Annotated in this window: 11 protein-coding genes; 1 reads left to right on the top strand and 10 read right to left on the bottom strand. The window is 34.1% G+C overall.

The genetic code is table 11. From position 1 onward, the window contains the following. Window positions 1-298 precede the first annotated feature (298 nt). Complete coding sequence (locus tag BJB63x_RS02850; RefSeq protein WP_236823881.1) at window positions 299-2,020, top strand: extracellular solute-binding protein; 1,722 nt, start codon at window positions 299-301, stop codon at window positions 2,018-2,020. 503 nt (window positions 2,021-2,523) lie between these two features. On the opposite strand, the gene mfd is transcribed toward BJB63x_RS02850, so the two are convergent. From mfd to nuoL, 10 genes are all read right to left on the bottom strand, one after another. Further along, window positions 2,524-6,024 carry a transcription-repair coupling factor gene (mfd, locus tag BJB63x_RS02845; RefSeq protein ID WP_078719635.1) on the bottom strand — a complete coding sequence of 1,167 codons (3,501 nt, stop codon included), beginning with the start codon at window positions 6,022-6,024 and terminating at the stop codon, window positions 2,524-2,526. A gap of 5 nt (window positions 6,025-6,029) precedes the next feature. Next, entirely contained in the window at window positions 6,030-6,320 is a 291-nt protein-coding gene (locus tag BJB63x_RS02840; protein ID WP_078718926.1) for an FAD assembly factor SdhE, read from the bottom strand. A gap of 76 nt (window positions 6,321-6,396) precedes the next feature. Next, window positions 6,397-7,077, bottom strand: a complete 681-nt coding sequence (locus BJB63x_RS02835) for an ABC transporter ATP-binding protein (protein ID WP_078718925.1) — start codon at window positions 7,075-7,077, stop codon at window positions 6,397-6,399. After that, window positions 7,077-8,345, bottom strand: a complete 1,269-nt coding sequence (locus tag BJB63x_RS02830) for a lipoprotein-releasing ABC transporter permease subunit (RefSeq protein WP_078718924.1) — start codon at window positions 8,343-8,345, stop codon at window positions 7,077-7,079. Before BJB63x_RS02830 ends, BJB63x_RS02835 begins: the two co-directional genes overlap by 1 nt. A gap of 16 nt (window positions 8,346-8,361) precedes the next feature. Then, window positions 8,362-9,684, bottom strand: coding sequence for a proline--tRNA ligase (gene proS / locus BJB63x_RS02825; protein WP_078718923.1), 1,323 nt, complete (start codon window positions 9,682-9,684; stop codon window positions 8,362-8,364). A gap of 171 nt (window positions 9,685-9,855) precedes the next feature. Beyond that, entirely contained in the window at window positions 9,856-11,532 is a 1,677-nt protein-coding gene (locus BJB63x_RS02820) for a ribonuclease J (protein ID WP_078718922.1), read from the bottom strand. Window positions 11,533-11,584: 52 nt separating this feature from the next. Continuing rightward, a complete protein-coding gene (locus BJB63x_RS02815) occupies window positions 11,585-12,388 on the bottom strand; it encodes a biotin--[acetyl-CoA-carboxylase] ligase (RefSeq protein WP_078718921.1) in 804 nt (267 codons plus the stop codon). Window positions 12,389-12,393: 5 nt separating this feature from the next. Continuing rightward, a complete protein-coding gene (gene nuoN, locus BJB63x_RS02810) occupies window positions 12,394-13,848 on the bottom strand; it encodes an NADH-quinone oxidoreductase subunit NuoN (protein ID WP_078718920.1) in 1,455 nt (484 codons plus the stop codon). 17 nt (window positions 13,849-13,865) lie between these two features. Beyond that, window positions 13,866-15,335, bottom strand: a complete 1,470-nt coding sequence (locus tag BJB63x_RS02805) for an NADH-quinone oxidoreductase subunit M (protein WP_078719526.1) — start codon at window positions 15,333-15,335, stop codon at window positions 13,866-13,868. Then, window positions 15,335-17,299, bottom strand: coding sequence for an NADH-quinone oxidoreductase subunit L (gene nuoL / locus BJB63x_RS02800; RefSeq protein WP_078718919.1), 1,965 nt, complete (start codon window positions 17,297-17,299; stop codon window positions 15,335-15,337). Before nuoL ends, BJB63x_RS02805 begins: the two co-directional genes overlap by 1 nt. Window positions 17,300-17,301: the final 2 nt, after the last annotated feature.

Genomic DNA, 17,301 nt, shown 5'->3' with positions numbered 1-17,301 from the left:
GTATTTTTTATTTTTCTTACTTTAACATAAAGAAAAAAGTAAAATCTAGAAAAAGAAATCTCATTGAATAAATAATTTACTCTTTTAATATATTATGTATAGAATATTTTTTATCTTATTAGCTTTTTTTTAATTCATTCATAAAATATCCTAATCTATGAGGTAGAATTCAAAGAATCAATTTTATATCATTATGAAATAAAACACTATGTTATGCCATAGCTTTTGTTATTGTAAATTTTTTCCGGCTTTAATAATTCTTCTTTATTGTTATAGTGCTATAGCAAATGGTATTGCCATGCACGGAACACCGAAATTATCAAATAATTTTGACTATTTTCCTTATGCTGATCCTAATGCAAACAAAAAAGGAAAAATTACCTATGGAGTTGTTGGGACATTTAATGGATTAAACCCATTTGTTATCCGTAGCTTTCGAACAACTGCGCGAGGTCTTTTAGCTGATGAACAATTTTCTGGTCTTGTTTATGAAACAATGATGGTACGTTCTCGGGATGAAGCTTTTACGCTATACAGTCTTCTTGCAGAAAAAGTTGAATTAAATGATGAACGTACTGAAATTACTTTTTTTCTTAATCCGAAAGCTCGTTTTTCAGATGGAAAGTTTATAACAGTTGAAGATGTTTTATTCACAGTCAAACTGCTTAAAGATAAAGGAAGACCACCTTTTGACAGATATATGAAACGCATAGCGTCTATTGAAAAAATTGGTTCTCATGGTATTAAAATGCGTTTTCCACACTCAAAAGATCGTGAATTTCCGCTTCTTTTAGCAAGTGTAATGCCAGTATTACCAAAACATGCTATTAATGTTGATGATTTTGAGAAAAACGGCTTAGTTAAAATTCCAGGAAGTGGTCCCTATATTATTGAGCATGTTGATCCAGGAGAACGGATCATCTATAAGCGTAATCCCGATTATTGGGGTAAGAATCTTGCTGTTAATAGGGGCTTAAATAATTTTGATACTATTCAAATAGAGTATTTTCGCAATGATACTGCTCACTTTGAAGCTTTTAAAAAAGGTTTAGTTGATATTTTCATTGAAACCAATCCAAATCGCTGGCGGCTTTCTTATAATTTTCCAGCCGTTCGCGAAGGGCGAGTTATAAAAGAAATTTTTTCGAAAGGTACACCTGCCGATCTCATTGGTTTTGTTTTTAATACACGTCGTTCTATTTTTAAAGATAGAAAAGTACGCCAAGCACTTTCAATGCTTTTTGATTTTGGGTGGATTAATCATCACCTTTTTAATGATATATATACTAGAACAGAGGGTTATTGGGATGGATCTGTTCTTTCATCTATTGGAAAACCAGCAAGTGAAAAAGAAAAAGAACTCTTGGCGCCTTATCTTGATGCTGTTCTGCCTGAAGTAATGAATGGACATTGGCGTATTCCTAAAACAGATGGATCAGGTATGGAGCGTGAATCTGCTCAAAAGGCTTGGAAGCTTCTACAAGAAGCAGGCTTTACTAGAAAAAACAATAAGGCTATCACTCCTGATGGTTTGCCTTTTAAATTTGAAATTATGACTCAAGCATTTGAAGAAGAAAAAGTTGCTCTTGCATTTCAGAGCACTTTATCACGTCTTGGTATTGATGTTGAGATAAGAACTGTTGATGATAGTCAATATCAAAATCGCTTAGGAATATTTAATTATGATATGATCATTGGTAAATTAAAAAATTCTCTGTCACCTGGTAATGAACAAATAAATCGTTGGGCTTCTGTTTCTCGAAATTTGAAAGGCAGTTTTAATTTTGCAGGAGCATCTGATCCCGCTGTAGATGCTATGATAACAGCAATACTTGATGCACGCTCAGATACCGAGTTCATTGCAGCAGTGCGCGCATTGGATAGAATTCTAATTTCTGGCAGTTATTATATACCGCTTTATCATTTACCTAAACAGTGGATAGCAAGATGGTCATATTTAAAACATCCTGCGTATACATCGTTATATGGTTTTCGTCTTCAAACTTGGTGGTGTGAGTAAAAAAATAATGAAAAAACAGCCTTCTGAAGGTTATTTCAAATCTTTTTTATTGAAAAAAATTTTTAATATATTTAATATAAAAGTATATACATGAGAGGAAAGACTAAATTACATTTGAATAAGAAAATACTTCATTCCGTGTGTTTAGATTAAACTTGTTTCAATTTGGTTTTATTGATATTCTCTTACTTAAGACTTTTTTGCGATAAAACGTTTTTCTAATAGTGAAGATATAATTTTAATTCGTTCCAAGACTCATCTTGTTGGTCCACAAGTTTCTCTATTTTAGTGGAGTTTTTTTCTCAAGAAAATATAAACATAAGAGTTTTTAGATTCTTCTTCACTAAACATTTCTTTCTAGGATTTCTTTTTCTGTATAAAATATTAAAATCTCTGATAATGTAGATTTAGAATAATTATACTTTACTCCAAATATTAAATTAAGTAACAAAAGAGCTTATAATTAGCAATTTTTTTATGCTAATTTTTAATTTTAAAAGTTACTAAACAGTATGTTCTGTTACCATTTCTGTAAGTTGTGTCATAATAGTTACTGCACCAATAAGTCTTTCATTTATTGTAGTCCAATCACGAATAAGGACAATGCTTTGATCGGGTCGAATTTTTGCCATAGAGCCTTGTTTTTCAACCCATTGAATAAGAGCAATACCATTTTCAAAGTAATTATTGCGAAACTGTATAACAATCCCTTTTGGTCCAGCATCTAATTTTTCCACATGTGCTTTTCGACATAATATTTTGATATAAAAGACTTTAAGTAAGTGTTGAACTTCGAGTGGTAAGGGACCAAAGCGGTCAATTAATTCAGCTCCAAATTCATCAATTTGTTCTAGCTTATTAAGCTCTGTCAAACGACGATAGAGCGCCATACGTAATGATAAATCAGGGACAAAACTTTCTGGTATGATCACTGTTGTACCAAGAGAAATTTGAGGTGACCACTGATTATCGATTTTATGTTCACCATCTTTTAATTCAGTAACAGCTTCTTCAAGCATTTTTTGATAGAGTTCAAATCCAACTTCTTTAATGTGTCCTGATTGTTCTTCACCCAATAAATTTCCTGAACCTCGAATATCCATATCATGACTAGCTAGTTGAAAACCTGCACCTAATGTATCAAGAGATTGCAAAACTTTAAGACGACGATCTGCTGCAGGAATTAAAACTTTACCAGAAGGAAAAGTAAAAAGCGCATAAGCGCGTTGTTTTGAACGCCCTACTCTACCACGTAACTGATATAGCGCAGAAAGGCCAAACATTTCAGCACGATGCACAATTAATGTATTAGCTGTCGGGATATCAAGACCTGATTCAATGATAGTGGTTGAAAGTAATACATCAAATTGTCCATCATAAAATGCATTCATAATATCATCAAGTTGTCCAGCTGGCATTTGTCCATGTGCTATAACAAATTTAAGTTCAGGCACATGTGTTTTGAGATATTCTTCTACATAAGAAAGATCAGAAATACGAGGACAAACATAAAAACTTTGTCCACCTCGATAATATTCGCGCAATAATGTTTCGCGTATAACCATTACATCAAAAGGCGAGATAAAAGTACGTACAGCCATTCTATCAATAGGTGGAGTCGTGATTAATGAAAGTTCACGTAGTCCTGATAAAGCAAGGCTTAAAGTTCTTGGTATAGGAGTAGCTGAAAGTGTAAGAACATGAATATCACCTTTTAGCCCTTTTAGACGCTCTTTATGTTTTACTCCAAAGTGCTGTTCTTCATCAATGATAAGAAGCCCTAACCGTGAAAAATTGACTGAGTCATTGAGTAATGCATGCGTTCCAATAACAATGTCAATCGTACCTTTTGAAATACCTTTTTTAACTTGTGCTAATTCTTTCGCTTTTACAAGCCTTGACAAATGAGCAATCTTAACTGGCAACCCTTGAAAACGCGCCATAAAGGTCTTGTGATGTTGTCGTGAAAGCAAAGTTGTAGGCACAACAACAGCAACTTGATAACCATTTAATGCTGCAACAAAAGCACTTCGAATAGCAACTTCTGTTTTACCAAAGCCAACATCACCGCATATTAAACGATCCATTGGTTTTCCTGATGCTAAATCATCTAAAACAGCATCAATTGCATCTATTTGATCATTCGTTTCTTCATAAGGAAAACATGCAACAAATTCATCAAAAAGGCCTACTGGCGGGATTAAAACAGGTGCAGAACGTGTAGTGCGTTCTGCAGCTATACAGATTAGTTGATTAGCAATTTTCAACAAATGCTTTTTAAGACGTGCTTTACGTGTTTGCCAACCAACACTCCCTAATTTATCCAACGTTACATTCGTATTTTCTGATCCATAACGGGATAGAAGTTCAATATTTTCAACGGGTAAAAATAGCCGATCGCTTCCAGCATAGTTGATTTCTAAACAATCACGTAAAATTCCAGTTGTCGTGATAGTTTTAAGACCAATAAACTGTCCAATACCATGATCAATATGTACAACGAGATCACCAGAATTTAATGAAGCAATTTCAGAAATAAAGTTGGCATTATTCTTGCGCCTTTTTGACGATCTTATTAGTCGATCACCAAGGATATCTTGTTCTGCTATAATAACAAAATCTTCAATTTCAAAACCATGCTCTATCATTAGAACAGCAGCTAAGATACGATCACGTGGTGTTATTTTTACAATCTGTAAGGACTTTGCAATTTCTACTTTTTGTAACCCGTGTTCATCAAGAACTTGCAGCAAGCGATCCATAGATCCTTCACTCCAAAAAGCCAAAAGTACTTTTTTACCAGCAGATCGCAATGAGGCAATATAATCAACCACACTTGAAAAAACATTTTTATCTGGAGTATTACGTTCTTTTATAAAATTATAGCCTTGTGTGGTATTCGCATGAATAATTGTTTGTTCAACTGTTTGTGAAATATTAAAAGGTGTAAAATCAATACGCTGACCAGACTGTTCTATAAATGTTAAAACTTGTTCTGGTGTCCAATAAAGAAGATTAGGCTCTATTGGATGGTAAGAAACATTATTTTCTTGATTACTTTTGCGTTCTCTGCGAGCACTATAATAATCTTTGATAAGACGATAACGTTCAATAAGAACTTCTTCTATGAGATTCTCAAAAACAACAGGTAAATTACCACAGTGATCAAAAAAGCTATTAAGATTTTCATAAAAAAATGGGAGCCAATGCTCCATACCTGAAAAACGCCTCCCTTGGGAAACAGATTCATAAAGCATGTCATCTTTTTTAGGTACACCAAAAGCACGAATATAATTGCTTTTAAATCGGCTGATGAGTTCAGGAGTGAGAGTAATTTCACTTATTGGTTGCAAAAATAATTCTGTTTTGTTCGCTATTGTTCTTTGTGTAGCTGAATCAAACACGCGAATTGTCTCTAAGGTATGGCCAAAAAAATCAAGACGTAAAGGCTCTATATAACTGGGAGGAAAAATATCAATAATTCCTCCTCTTACAGCATATTCACCAATATCACGTACAGTTGCGACTTGTTCAAAACCATTACGTTCTAAATATTGAATCAAATGTGTTATATCCATGCATTGACCAACACGTGCATGGATAATTTGATCATCAATCATTGTACAAGGTGGCAGTTTTTGAATAATTGTATTCGCTGTTGTTAATATAATTGCAGATCGTGGATTTTTACGCAGATCTGACATATAAGCCAAAGCTGAAAGCCGACGCGCAGTAATAGCTAACCCAGGTGATACGCGATCATAAGGTAAACAATCCCATGCAGGAAATTGAAGAACAGGTAACTTAGGTTCAATAAAATTTAAAACTTGCTGTAAATAAGCTATTTTCGTTCCATCACGGACAACGTAAACAAGCGGTTTATTTTGAGCAATTTCTGCACTTAATTTAGTTAGTGCAAAAGCTTCAAATCCATCAACAACACCATCAAAAATCATATAACCATGCGTATTTTTTGGAATAATAATTTTTTTTAATATAGTCATTTTGATTAATTAAAATTCATACGAGAACGATAATTTATAATGTCGCGAAAAAGTGGACTATCTACCTCATGTGGTACAGAAATCTCCCCTGTAATCCATGTTAATAAATCACGATCTTCAAAAGACATAATATATTCAAGTTCAGAAACTTTCTGATCATTCATTCTAGCAATATGTGCATCAACATATTGACCCAAAATCAAGTCCATTTCACGAATACCTCGATGCCATGCGCGAAAAATCAATCTGCGACGACGTAAATCCAATTGATTTTCATCAATGGCCAAATTTGTCATAAAGATCTCCTTAAATAATTGAAAATAAACATATATTATAGCTTTACTTTTTTAGACTAAATTTTGTATCTCAGTATTAAGGAAGTTCAATAATTTTTTTTTCTTTAAGTGTAATTCGACGATGCATCTGCTTGGCCAGACCGTGATTATGTGTAGCGATAAGAGCAGCAAGACCAGATTGGCGAACAAGTACTGATAAAGCTTGAAATACATAAGCTGAAGTTACAGGATCAAGATTTCCTGTAGGCTCATCAGCTAAAAGTACAGAAGGTGCATTTGCTACAGCACGTGCAATTGCAACACGTTGTTGCTCACCTCCTGATAATTCTGACGGACGGTGTTTAGCACGATGAGCAACGCGAAGATAGGTTAATAATTTGAGGGCACGATCTCCCGCAACTGATTTTTTGAATCCTGCGATCATTTGAGGAATCATAACATTTTCTAAAGCCGTAAATTCTGGAAGCAAATGATGAAATTGATAAACAAAACCAATATCATTTCGCCTGATTACCGTCCGCTCATTATCGGAACATCGTGCACAAGAGACACCGTGTAATAAAATATCACCAGATGTTGGTTTTTCTAATAATCCAGCGATGTGAAGAAGTGTTGATTTTCCAGAACCAGAGGGTGCTACAAGTGCTACAAGTTCTCCACGTTTTAAAACAAAATTAACTTTGTCTAAAATAACTAAAGGTTTATCATTATCAAAAAAATGTCTTTCAATTTCGACAAGTTCTAAGACAATAGACATTATTCATACCTCAAAGCTTGTACAGGATCTAATTTAGCAGCACGCCATGCCGGAATAAGTGTCGCAAGAAAAGATAAAAATAAAGCCATCATAACAACCATAGCGGTTTGCCCCCATTCAATCCGTGCTGGCAATTTTGCTAAAAAATAAAGCTGAGGATTAAAAACATCGACATTAAACAGCCAAGATATAAAATTCTGAACATGATTAATATTTATAATAACTATAATTCCTAAAATCAAACCCAATATTGTTCCAACAAGTCCAATTACCATACCTGTGGTAATAAATATATGCATAATCGCACTTTGATTTGCTCCCATTGTACGCAGAATTGCAATATCATGGCTTTTGTCTTTTACAAGCATTATCAATCCTGAAATAATATTCAAAGCAGCAACCAGGATAATAAGAGAGAGAATGGAAAACATAACATTTCGTTCAATTTGTAGGGCTGAAAAAAAAGCTTGATTCTTCATACGCCAATCAATTAAACTTAGCTGATGATTAACTTTTTTTTCTATCATTGGCTTTATTTGATCAATGGCATCAGGATCATTAAGAAATAATTCTAAAGATTGGATTTTTTCCTCTAAATTAAAAAAAATCTGTGCTTCATGAAGAGGCATAAAAACAAATATTGAATCATATTCTGACATACCAACTTCAAAGATAGCGCTTACTTTATAAGCTTTGATACGTGGCGTAACTCCAAAGGGTGTGTCATCACCATTTGGTGTAATGATGCGAAGATCACTTCCGATTGTGAGACCCAATTTTTCCGCCAAACCACTTCCAATTATAACACCTTCTTCTTTATCAAACTGAGCTAGTGTACCTGAGATAATATTTTGAGCTACCGTTTTAAGCTTTTCCAAATCCTTTTGACGTACACCACGAACTAAAGCTCCAGTTCCTCCTTCAACATTACCCTGGACAAGAACCTGTCCTTCAATAATAGGTAAAACAAATTTTATACCCCTAATAGATTCCAGAGGAGAAATAAGAGTATTATAATCAGTAAAATTGGAATCAATTGTTTGCACAACAAGGTGCCCATTCATTCCTAAAATACGATTAAGAAGCTCTGTTCGAAAACCATTCATGACTGCCATCACAACAACTAAAGCAAAAACTCCTAACATAATTCCAATTAAAGAAATAATTGAAATAATAGATGTAAACATATGTTTTTTATTAGGAATCATATAGCGGAAAGCGATCATCAATTCATAAGATGAAAATCCTTTATTTCCAAAAACACTCATAATGTTGCCTATCAAATTATAGAAAAAATCGGTTGAGTGCAGCTTCAACAGTTAAAACTTCTCTAGCACCTGTTTTTCGGTCTTTAATTTCAACTTCGTTTTGTGCAAAACTTTTAGGACCAATAATTATTTGCATTGGAAGACCAATTAAATCCATTGTTGCAAATTTTGATCCAGGACGCTCATTTGTGTCATCTAATAATAGATCAAAACCGCCATTTGTAAGTTGCTGATAAAGGGTTTCACATATATAATTACATTTTTCATTATTTGGTTTCATATTAATGATACCAAAGTCAAACGGTGTAATTGTTTTTGGCCAAATAATACCATGTTCATCATGGGAAGATTCAATAACTGCTGCCACAAGACGCGAAGGTCCAATTCCATAAGATCCCATAGAGACCAAATGCTCTTTTCCATCTTGTCCCATAACTTTTGCTCCCATTGGAGCAGAATATTTAGTACCAAAGTGAAAAATATGCCCTACCTCAATACCGCGCGCCGCAAGCTTATTAATGGTAGGAATTTTATTCCACTCCTCTTCATTGTGCATTTCTTCTGTTGCAGCGTATAGAGATGTCCATTGTTTAGCAATGTCAGCCAAAATGTCCTTATCAGTAAAATCAATTGAAGCAGGAGGAACAGTAAATTCAAGAAATCGTTTGTCACAAAATATAGAACTTTCACCTGTTTCAGCTAAAATAATAAATTCATGACTAAGCTCACCACCAATTGGACCTGTATCAGCACGCATAGGGATTGCTTTCAAGCCAATGCGAGAAAAGGTACGTAAATAAGCAACAAACATACGATTATAGGATATTTTCGCACTCTCATAATCAAGGTCAAAAGAATAAGCATCTTTCATCAAAAATTCGCGTGCGCGCATCACACCAAAACGTGGGCGAATTTCATCACGAAATTTCCATTGAATATGATAAAGATTAAGTGGAAGATCTTTATAAGAACGAACATATGAACGGAAAATATCTGTTACCATCTCTTCATTAGTTGGACCATAGAGTAAATCACGGTTTTGACGATCTCTAATGCGCAACATTTCAAGACCATAATCATTATAACGGGTACTTTCACGCCAAAGATCAGCAGATTGAATCGTTGGCATCAATATTTCTAAAGCACCAGCTCGTTCTTGCTCTTCACGAATAATCTTACAAATTTTGTCAAGAACTTTTTTTCCTAATGGTAACCAAGAATAAATTCCTGATGTTTGTTGACGCACCATACCAGCGCGCAACATAAATCGATGTGAAACAACTTCTGCTTCTTTAGGATTCTCTTTTAAAATAGGAAGAAAATATTGAGAAAGACGCATTAAAACTATTAACTCCTATGCTTATCAAATTGCAGCAATTTAAAAATTATATTTATAGATACATTCTGATTGCGTTTACATAAAAAGTGTAGATTAATATTTATTGTGATAAGCTAACTGAATAATTTTATCTTCTTTTTATTTTAAAAATAAGTGTATCTTAAAATGTTTTTATTTTGATCGATGTAAAAAAACTACACAGATAGGCTTTTTTCCCCAAATCTTGTTAACAGATGCTCTTACTGCACGCCTTGCTGCTTCTCGGATAAGTTCATTATCTTTTCTCTTATTACATGGAATACCATTAATGGCATTTTCGATAACGTTTAAAAGAATGCCTTCTAACGGTTTTCCTGTCCTGTCACTTTTAGGAAGACCAAATGTGATAAGTCCAATATCATCAATTAAATCATGCTTACTATTCATATGAAGAGAAACAGCAATATGACCAACATAGCTTAGTTTGTAACGCTCACGAATACCTAATTCGTCCTCATTACCAAGGAGAAAACCATCCTTATAGATACGACCAACAAAGACTTGATCAGTAACTTTTGCTGGTTCTGGTGCAAGACGAAATATATCACCATTTTTAATCTTAGCGACAGTCTTTATGCCAAATTGATGTGCTAAAGCTGCTTGAGCCATAAGATGTATTGCTTCACCATGTACAGGAACAAGTATCCGTGGTCTTGTCCAATCATACATTTGCAAAAGTTCTGAACGACAGGGATGGCCTGAAACATGAACAAGAGTATCACGATTCGTAATAATATTAATACCCTGATCAATAAAACGATTTTGTATATCAATAATAGCTCTTTCATTGCCTGGAATATTACGTGATGAATAAATAACTGTATCACCAGGAGAGAGAAAAATATTTCTCATTTCATTTCGCGAGAGTTTTGCTAATGCAGCACGTGGTTCACCTTGACTACCAGTTGCCACCAAAACAATATCTTTTCTTGGAATATGGCTATAATCTTCTTCTGTTATAAATGGTGCTAAACCATCCATATAACCAAGTTCTTGAGCTACCATAACACTACGCTTTAAAGAACGACCTACTAATAGAACTTGACGTCCAACAGATACAGCAGCAAGAACAATTGAACGTATACGGCCAATATTAGAGGCAAAAGTTGTAATAGCAACTCGACCTTTAGCTTGCAAAATAATTTCAGAAAGACTTTCTTGAACTTGTTGTTCTGATGGCGACATACCATCCTGAAGTGCATTAGTGGAATCACACAATAAAGCTAATACACCTTTGTTTCCTAAATCACGAAACCGTTTTTCATTTGTTACAGCTCTAAGTGAAGGTGTATGATCTATTTTCCAATCTCCGGTATGAATTACCTTTCCTAAAGGTGTTGTGATGGCTAAAGAAACAGCTTCTGGAATTGAATGATTGACAGCAATTGCTTCAATTGAAAATGATCCAATCTGAAAGCAATCGCCAGAGTGAAAAATATTGACTGGAATTTCATAAAGTTCAGAATCTAATTGCCTTTTACTCTCTAATAATTCAGCTGTAAAACGAGTGCAATAAAGTGGAATTTTAAGCTTTGGCCATAAATCAAAAACAGCACCATAATGATCTTCATGAGCGTGGGTTAAAATAAGACCACATATATTATGTCTTTCATTTTCTAAGAAACGAATATCCGGCAAAATAAGATCCACTCCCGGTAATTCAGGACCGGGAAAACTAACTCCCATATCAACAAGTAACCATTCACGGCAATCTTTAGGACCAAATCCATAGGCAGCTAGATTCATTCCTATTTCTCCAACTCCTCCTAACGGTAGAAAAACCAATTCGTTCTTGTTGACAGCAGTCATAAATGTCTCCTAAATCATTAAGATAACTCATGCTGAAATAAAACTTTATAAGTCAATTACAACCGGCATTAGCAGAAAAAGTTAAACCAAAATGGACATCTCCAGATGTTATGATTGCTTGCTGACCATTTTTTTGTTTTACAATACAGTTAAAATTACAATCAAGACCATCAAAAATACCTTCAATGATCTTTTCATCGTTAATTATTTTAATATGTTGTCCAAGATGAGAACAATATAAAAGCCATTTTTTACGAATTATGTCACATCCATTGGATTGTTTCCAAATAAGATAATTTTCAGCAAAATATTGTGTTAGAACCATAAATAATTGTTTTTTATCAATATTCAAATCAATATTCTTTATACTTGAAGTTGGATATGGTGCATTTTCATAATGGTGTTCTACATTTATGCCAATACCAATAACCAATGCATATTTTTGTGAAGTCAATTTAAAAAGCTCAAGTAAAATCCCACAGCTCTTAGCTCCTTTAAGCAAAACATCATTTGGCCATTTCAAACTAACAATGTTATTAGTTTGTTTTTCATTTTTTATAAATTGCTTGATAGCCTCTACCACACTTACACCAGCAACAAAACTAAGTTGAGCAGCAGTCTGATCAATAATATCATCAATTAATAAAAGGCTAGAATAAAGATTTCCTCTTGGACTACTCCATATTCTTCCTCTTCTGGCTCTTCCCTGTGTTTGCTCATTCGAAACAATCCAAAGATAACCATGATGACCAGCATATGCTTTTCGCTGTGCAACAAGATTTGTTGAGTCAACACTTTTATATGATTCAATATCATATCCTTGTTTTTGTGCAAAATCTGATAACACATAAACCATATCTACTAAAATAATGCTGTGGCAGCTTGTTCTGCTAATTTAGAAAGCCAAATTCCAAAAAATATGTAAAATAAAATAAACAATGCAGAAAGACTAAGACAAAATTTAAGTTCACCGGATAAAAAAACAAAGCTAGATTTTGCATCATCAAACCACATGATTTTGATAATACGTAAATAATAAAAAGCACCAACCACAGAAGCTAATACACCAACCACAGCAAGTGGAGTAAGACCTGCATGAACAGCTGCAGAGAATGTATACCACTTACCAAAAAAACCTGCCATAGGTGGTATACTTGCTAAAGAAAAAAGCTGGATTGTCATAATAATAGCCATAAATGGATTGTTTTTTGCTAACCCTGCCAGGTCATAAATGTTTTCAACATTTCTGTCATGCAATCGCATACCGAGAATAAAAGCAAATGAACCAATTATCATACCAAGATAAATGGTCATATAAATGATAACACCTTTTACTCCAAGCATATTTCCAGCGGCTAACCCAACAAGTGCATACCCCATATGACTAATTGATGAATAAGCCATTAGACGCTTAATATTACTTTGACCAATTGCGGCAAATGCACCCAATATCATTGATGCAATCGCTATAAATACTATAATTTGCTGCCATGCAGGCATAAGATTATCAGAGTTATTAAGCGGAATAAAAGCAACAACAATTATACGGATAATTAATGCTATTGCAGCAACTTTGGGAGCACCAGCGAAAAAAGCTGTAATAGGCGTTGGAGCACCTTCGTAAACATCAGGAGTCCACATATGAAATGGAACAGCAGAAATTTTGAATGCCAAACCAGCTAAAATAAATACAATTCCAAAAATAATACCTAACTGTAAGGTTTTACCTTTCAAGGCTAATGCAATTTCGTGGAAACCAATTTGACCGGTAAAGCCATAAAGCAATGAAATACCATAAAGAAGTAATCCTGAAGATAATGCACCTAAAACAAAATATTTTAATCCGGCTTCAGAGGATTTTACATTGTTACGATTAATTGCAGCTAAGACATACAAAGATAAAGATTGTAGCTCTAAGCCCATATAAAGAGATAGCATATTACCTGCTGAAATCATGAACATCATGCCAAGGGTTGCAAATAGAACTAATACTGGAAATTCAAATATATCAAATTTTTCAGTACAGGTAAAAGAAACAGACATAATGAGAGCAAATAACGCACCGATAAGCATTAAGATTTTCATATAACGGCTAAAAGAATCAATAATGAGTGCATCTATATAAAAAATACCACTTTTCGGAAAGACTATTATGACAACAATAGTTGCAATAAGAAGAGCGATTGCTAAGCCCGTAACAGTTAAATATGAATGCACGCCCGAATAAACACCTATTAAAAGCAGTATCATCCCTCCCAATGCAATTAAAATCTCAGGGAAAATTAACACTAATTGAGCTATTATTTCAGTTTGCATGAGCGTTCATCTTTTATTTAGTGCAGCTGGTTGATCAAGGCTTTTACCGCAGACGTTGTTGTTTTAAAAATCGGTGTCGGATAAACACCAAAAAATATTGTAAGAATAACCATCGGATAAAGGGTGAATTTTTCTCTTGGCGATAGATCAAGAAGAACTTTCAAATTTTCTTTATTTAAAGAACCGAAAATAATACGCTGATAAAGATAAAGTGCATAAGCCGCGGATAAAATAACCCCAGTTGTAGCAAGAACAGCAACAAATTTATTAATTTGGAAAACACCTATTAGAGTTAAAAATTCACCTATAAATCCTGAACTTCCAGGTAAACCAATATTTGCCATAGTAAAAATCAAGAAAACAACAGCATATTTCGGCATGTTATTTACTAAACCACCAAATGCGGAAATTTCACGCGTATGCAGACGATTATAAATCACTCCAACACAAAAAAATAAAGCTGCTGAAACAATTCCATGTGATAGCATCTGATAAATAGCACCTTGAATACCTTGTTCATTAGCAGAAAAAATACCCATCGTTACGTATCCCATATGCGCCACTGATGAATAAGCGATAAGTTTCTTTATGTCATTTTGAACAAGTGCAACTAACGATGCATAAATAATCGCAATAAGTGATAACATGAAAACTAAAGGAGAAAAATCAGCTGAAGCAATAGGAAACATTGGTAACGAAAAACGAATAAAGCCATAACCACCCAATTTAAGTAATACACCAGCTAAAATAACAGAGCCTGCTGTTGGTGCTTCCACATGGGCATCAGGTAGCCATGTGTGAAGTGGCCACATTGGCATTTTAACCGCAAAAGAAGCAAAAAATGCAAGCCATAACCATATCTGAATATGTGTAGTAAACTGGTGGGTCAACAAAATCGGTATATCAAGTGTACCTGCTTCCCAATACATAACCATAATAGCGACCAGCATAAGTACTGAACCAAGTAAAGTATATAGGAAAAATTTCATACTTGCATAGACACGGCGTGATCCACCCCAAACACCAATAATAATAAACATTGGAATAAGGCTACCTTCAAAAAAGATATAAAATAAAATCGCATCAAGAGCACAAAAAACTCCAATAATTGCAACTTCTAGAAGAAGAAAAGCAATCATGTAATCTTTTAATCTATCTTGAATAGTATCCCAACTTGCTAAAATACAGAAAGGCAACAAAAAAGCTGAAAGAACAACAAAAAGTACAGAAATACCATCAATACCCATGTGGTAACTAATATCGCCGCCTAACCAATGGAATTTTTCAATCATTTGAAAATCAGAGTTTGTATTATCAAAGCCTGCCCAAATAACTAAAGAAATAACAAAAACAAATACAGTCGTAAAAAACGCCACATTGCGTATATTACATTTTGCTGCATCACTATCGTCCTTGATTAATAAAATCAGAAATACACCAACAAGCGGCAAGAATGTAACAGTAGAAAGAATAGGCCAGTCTGTCATCACTTCAAGCTCCCGATCATCATCCATGTAATCAGTGCTGCTATACCAATCAGCATTGCAAATGCATAATGATAAAGATAACCTGTTTGCATTCGAACGACTTTATTGGTTATATCAATAATACGCGCCGCAATACCATTTGGACCTAAACCATCAATAATTCTATTGTCACCTATTTTCCAAAAAAAGTTACCAATTCCCAAAGCAGAACGAACAAACAAAACATTATAAACTTCATCAAAATACCATTTATTATAAAGAAATCTGTATAATATAGGTAACAATTCAGAAATTTTTTTAGGAACTGAAGGAACTAAAATATAAAATAAATAAGCTAAAATGAATCCAAGAATCATAGCTGTAAATGGTGACCACTTTACCCAATTAGGTACATTGTGTGCTTCATGAAGAATATGATTGTCACTTCCTGTAAATAAAGCATCCTTCCAAAAAGAATCATAAAAGTCACCAAAAAAATAAGGTTGGAAAATCAAACCAGAAAACAATGCTCCAATAGATAAAACAAACAGTGGAGCCAACATAATCAGACTCGATTCATGCACATGATGCATAACATCAACAGTTGCTCGCATCTTGCCATGAAATGTCATAAATAAAAGTCGCCAAGAATAAAAACTCGTTAATAAAGCAGATAAAACAAGAAGCCAAAAAGCATATTTTGAAGCAATACTATGCGCTGCAAAAGCAGATTCTATAATAGCGTCTTTTGAAAAAAAGCCTGCAGTACCAAAAATAGTTCCAGGAATTCCAAAACCTGTTAATGCAATGGTTCCTATAAACATCATCCAATAAGTTATTTTTATATGTTTATATAATCCACCCATTTTTCGCATATCTTGCTCATCAGATACGGCATGAATTACAGAACCCGCGCCGAGAAATAATAAGGCTTTAAAGAAAGCATGCGTAAAAAGATGGAAAATAGCTGCTCCATAGGCTCCAACCCCTAATCCAACAAACATATAACCAAGCTGCGAACAGGTAGAATAAGCAATAACGCGCTTGATATCATTTTGTACAAGTCCCACAGTTGCAGCAAAAAACGCTGTTGTTGCTCCAATAACAATGATGACTGTTAAAGCATTCGGAGAAAGTTCAAAAATTGGTGACATACGAGCGATCATAAAAACACCAGCTGTTACCATTGTTGCTGCATGAATGAGAGCAGATACTGGAGTTGGTCCCTCCATTGCATCAGGAAGCCATGTGTGTAAAAGAAATTGTGCTGATTTACCCATAGCACCAACAAATAAGAGAAGGCACGTAACAGTAATTACTGTTTGTCCACCAAAATAACCCTCTAAAAATGTCATACCTTTTATAAAATTACTGTCTGCAGCTTTTGTAAAAATATTTAAAAAATTAACTGATTGAAACAGAACAAAAATATTTAAAATTCCTAAAAGAAAACCAAAATCTCCAATACGATTAACCACAAAAGCTTTCATTGCTGCTTTATTAGCAGAAGCTCGCTGAAACCAAAAACCAATCAGCAAATATGATGTGAGCCCAACACCTTCCCACCCAAAAAACATTTGAATTAAATTATTGGCTGTCACCAACATAAGCATCATAAATGTAAATAAAGACAGATAAGAAAAAAAACGAGGTCTTGAGGGATCATGATGCATATAACCAATTGAATAAATATGAACTAATGCTGAAACACTATTTACCACAACAAGCATGACAGCTGTCAAAGTATCAATATGCAAAGACCAATTGAATGCTAGTTCACCAATAATTATCCATTGCAATAATGGTACATCAACCGTTGAAGCATTACCAAAAATAATACTCAAAAAAGCTATCCATGATAATCCAGCAACAATTACCATAAAGCTAGATGTTATAAGCTCACTGACACGAGGAGCTAAAGTTTTTACGCCTATTGCAGTAATTAAAAAGCCTAAAAGCGGAAGAAAGACGATTATATAATACATCA

Origin of the sequence: Bartonella sp. JB63 (genome assembly GCF_002022665.1) — a bacterium.
Taxonomy (GTDB): domain Bacteria; phylum Pseudomonadota; class Alphaproteobacteria; order Rhizobiales; family Rhizobiaceae; genus Bartonella.
Note: the sequence above shows the minus strand (reverse complement) of the source record. Positions and strands in the feature narration are given on the sequence as shown.

Excerpts from the sequence above, each read along its gene's own strand:
- BJB63x_RS02850 (WP_236823881.1), top strand. The coding sequence starts at position 299 with ATGCACGGAACACCGAAATTATCAAATAATTTTGACTATTTTCCTTAT.
- mfd (WP_078719635.1), bottom strand. The coding sequence starts at position 6,024 with ATGACTATATTAAAAAAAATTATTATTCCAAAAAATACGCATGGTTAT.
- BJB63x_RS02840 (WP_078718926.1), bottom strand. The coding sequence starts at position 6,320 with ATGACAAATTTGGCCATTGATGAAAATCAATTGGATTTACGTCGTCGC.
- BJB63x_RS02835 (WP_078718925.1), bottom strand. The coding sequence starts at position 7,077 with ATGTCTATTGTCTTAGAACTTGTCGAAATTGAAAGACATTTTTTTGAT.
- BJB63x_RS02830 (WP_078718924.1), bottom strand. The coding sequence starts at position 8,345 with ATGAGTGTTTTTGGAAATAAAGGATTTTCATCTTATGAATTGATGATC.
- proS (WP_078718923.1), bottom strand. The coding sequence starts at position 9,684 with ATGCGTCTTTCTCAATATTTTCTTCCTATTTTAAAAGAGAATCCTAAA.
- BJB63x_RS02820 (WP_078718922.1), bottom strand. The coding sequence starts at position 11,532 with ATGACTGCTGTCAACAAGAACGAATTGGTTTTTCTACCGTTAGGAGGA.
- BJB63x_RS02815 (WP_078718921.1), bottom strand. The coding sequence starts at position 12,388 with ATGGTTTATGTGTTATCAGATTTTGCACAAAAACAAGGATATGATATT.
- nuoN (WP_078718920.1), bottom strand. The coding sequence starts at position 13,848 with ATGCAAACTGAAATAATAGCTCAATTAGTGTTAATTTTCCCTGAGATT.
- BJB63x_RS02805 (WP_078719526.1), bottom strand. The coding sequence starts at position 15,335 with ATGACAGACTGGCCTATTCTTTCTACTGTTACATTCTTGCCGCTTGTT.
- nuoL (WP_078718919.1), bottom strand. The coding sequence starts at position 17,299 with ATGTATTATATAATCGTCTTTCTTCCGCTTTTAGGCTTTTTAATTACT.